This is a genomic window from Rhizobacter sp. P3_B12 (assembly GCF_056402895.1).
The window spans coordinates 1-3,084 of the sequence record NZ_JBFUGN010000757.1 but is presented as its reverse complement, the minus strand read 5'-3'; the positions used below and the strand labels follow the sequence as shown (position 1 = coordinate 3,084).

Genomic DNA, 3,084 nt, shown 5'->3' with positions numbered 1-3,084 from the left:
CGTCGAGACCGTGATGGAGCGCCTGAAGCGCGCCGGCCACACCGTCAAGCGCGCCGGCGGCTGAGCATCGCCCGGGCGCGCGCCCGTCAAGGGGCCGCTTCCAGCAGCAGGTACTTGCGCAGCAGCGGCGCGGTCAGGCTGAAGCGCGCCGCCGACACCGTCGCGATGAAGCAGGCCTCGCCCGTCTGGCGCGGGTTGTCGATCGCGGTCACGTAGAGCAGCTCGCCGCCAGGCTGTCGCCACAGCACCACGCGCGACACCGGCACGCCGTCGCGCTCGAGCACCGGATACAGGCTGTGCATCTCGGCGAGCACCGCGCGCCGGTCGCCGTCGTCCAGCACCGCGGCGCGGTCGTCGCGGCCGAAGTGGATCCAGGCGGTGCTCACGCAGCTCGGCAGGTTCGGTGCGCTGCCCGGCGGCGGCAGCGGCGGCTCGGCCGCCAGCGCGAGCGATGCCACCGACGCACCCAGCGCGCCCCGGATCAGTGCACAGCTTCGGCAGCCCATGTCCGCTCCTTCGCGGCTGGCTCGCGCCGCGTGCCAGCAGCTTACGCCGGGCTGACGGCCGTGATCATCGCAGGGTGTTCGCCGCGGGCGGCCATCGCCACCAGCAACACGGCGGCCATGTGAATCTGCCTATCATCGACGACCCGCAACGGAGGTCTCGATCGATGTCCATGGTCCAGCTGGCGCTCCGTCGCCCCTACACGTTCATCGTGATGGCCTTGCTGATCGTGCTGGCCACGCCGTTCGCGCTGCGCAACATGGCGACCGACATCTTCCCGGAGATCAACATCCCGGTGATCAGCATCATCTGGAACTACGGGGGGCTGTCGGCACAGGAGATGGGCCAGCGGATCTCGGCGCAGAGCGAGCGCGGGCTCACCACCACCGTCAGCGACATCGAGCACATCGAATCGCAATCGCTGAACGGCGTCGCGGTGATCAAGGTCTTCTTCCAGCCGACCGCCAACATCCAGACCGCGATCGCGCAGGTCGTCGCGTCGATGCAGACGCAGGTGCGGCAGCTGCCGCCGGGCACCACGCCGCCGCTGGTGATCAAGTACTCGGCCTCCAGCATTCCGGTGGTGCAGCTCGCGCTGTCGAGCCCGACGCTGCCGGAGCAGTCGGTGTTCGACGCCGCGGTCAACCAGCTGCGCCCGCAGCTCATCACGATCCCCGGCGTCGCCGTGCCGTTCCCCTACGGCGGCAAGAACCGGCTGATCTCGGACGACCTCGACACCGCGGCGCTGCAGGCGCGCGGGCTGTCGCCGGCCGACGTGGTCAACGCGATCAACCTGCAGAACCTGATCCTGCCGTCGGGCACCGCGAAGTTCGGCGCCACCGAATACACCGTGAAGATGAACGGCTCGCCCGACGCGGTGGCCGGGCTGAACGACCTGCCGGTGCGCACCAACGGCAGTGCCACCACCTACCTGCGCGACGTCGCCTACGTGCGCGACGGCTTCTCGCCGCAGACCAACATCGTGCGGCAGGACGGCGCGCGCGGCGTGCTGCTGTCGGTGCTGAAGAACGGCGGCGCGTCGACGCTCGACATCGTCGACAACCTGCGCGCGCTGCTGCCGCGCGCCGCGCAGACGCTGCCGGCCGACGTGAAGGTGACGCCCCTCTTCGACCAGTCGGTGTTCGTCAAGGCAGCCGTCAAGGGCGTGATCGCCGAGGCGGTGATCGCCGCGCTGCTGACGGCCGCGATGGTGCTGCTGTTCCTCGGCAACTGGCGCAGCACGCTGATCATCTCGGCGACGATCCCGCTGTCGATCCTCGCGTCCATCCTGGTGCTGCAGATGCTCGGCGAGACGCTGAACCTGATGACGCTCGGGGGCCTCGCGCTGTCGGTGGGCATCCTGGTCGACCAGGCGATCGTGACGATCGAGAACATCGAGCGCCACCTGCACCTGGGCACGCCGCTGATCGAGGCGATCGAGGTCGGCGCCGGCGAGATCGGCGTGCCGGCCTTCGTCTCCACGCTGTGCATCTGCATCGTGTTCGTGCCGATGTTCTTCCTGTCGGGCGTCGCGCGCTTCCTGTTCGTGCCGATGGCCGAGGCGGTGGTGTTCGCGATGATCGCGTCGTACCTTCTGTCGCGCACGCTGGTGCCGACGCTGGTGATGCTGCTGATGGCGAAGTCGCACGCGGCCCCGAAGGATGCGAAGCCGAACGCCCTGCAGCGCGTCTACCTCGCCTTCGACCGCCAGTTCGAGCGCGTGCGCCGGGTCTACACGCTGTCGCTGTCGGCCTTGCTGTCGCAGCGCAAGCGCTTCGTGATCGGCTTCTCGCTGTTCTGCGTGCTGTCGTGCGGGCTGATCCCGTTCCTCGGGCGCGACTTCTTCCCGAGCGTCGATTCGGGCCAGATCCGGCTGCACCTGCGCGCGCCCACCGGCACGCGCATCGAAGAGACCGCGCGGCTGGCCGACGAGGTCGAGGCGGTGATCCGCGAGCTGATCCCGGCCGACCAGCTGGAGACCATCCTCGACAACCTGGGCGTGCCCAACAGCGGCATCAACCTGTCGTACAGCAACGCCGGCACCATCGGCACGCTCGATGGCGAGCTGCAGCTCTCGCTGAAGGAAGGCCACCGGCCGACCGACGAGTTCGTGAGCCTGCTGCGCGCCGAGTTGCCGAAACGCTTCCCGGGCACCGAATTCTTCTTCCAGCCGGCCGACATCGTCACGCAGATCCTGAACTTCGGGCTGCCGGCGGCGATCGACGTGCAGTTCACCGGCCAGAACCTTGCCGCCAATGCGGTGCTGGCGGCCGAGCTGACGCGCAAGATCCGCGAGATCCCCGGCGCCGTCGATGCGCACGTGCACCAGCGCAACGACCTGCCGGCGCTGAACCTCACGATGGACCGCTCGCGGCTGCAGCAGCTCGGGCTCACCGCGTCGAACGTCGGGCAGAACGTGCTGATCTCGCTGTCGGGCAGCTCGCAGACGGCGCCGGCCTTCTGGCTGAAYCCGCAGAACGGCGTGGTCTACAACATCGCGGTGCAGACGCCGCAGTACAAGGTGGATTCGCTGGACGCGCTGCTGAACCTGCCGGTCGGCGCGGTCGGCGGGGGCGGGGG

At 69.2% G+C, this 3,084-nt stretch carries 2 protein-coding genes; one reads left to right on the top strand and one right to left on the bottom strand.

Going from position 1 to position 3,084, the window contains the following annotated elements:
* Positions 1-86: 86 nt before the first annotated feature.
* A complete protein-coding gene (locus AC1D01_RS27500) occupies positions 87-506 on the bottom strand; it encodes a hypothetical protein (RefSeq protein WP_477872048.1) in 420 nt (139 codons plus the stop codon).
* Positions 507-670: 164 nt separating this feature from the next.
* On the opposite strand from AC1D01_RS27500, the gene AC1D01_RS27495 reads away from it, so the two are divergent.
* On the top strand, positions 671-3,084 hold a 2,414-nt coding region (locus AC1D01_RS27495; RefSeq protein ID WP_477872046.1), incomplete at its 3' end, for an efflux RND transporter permease subunit.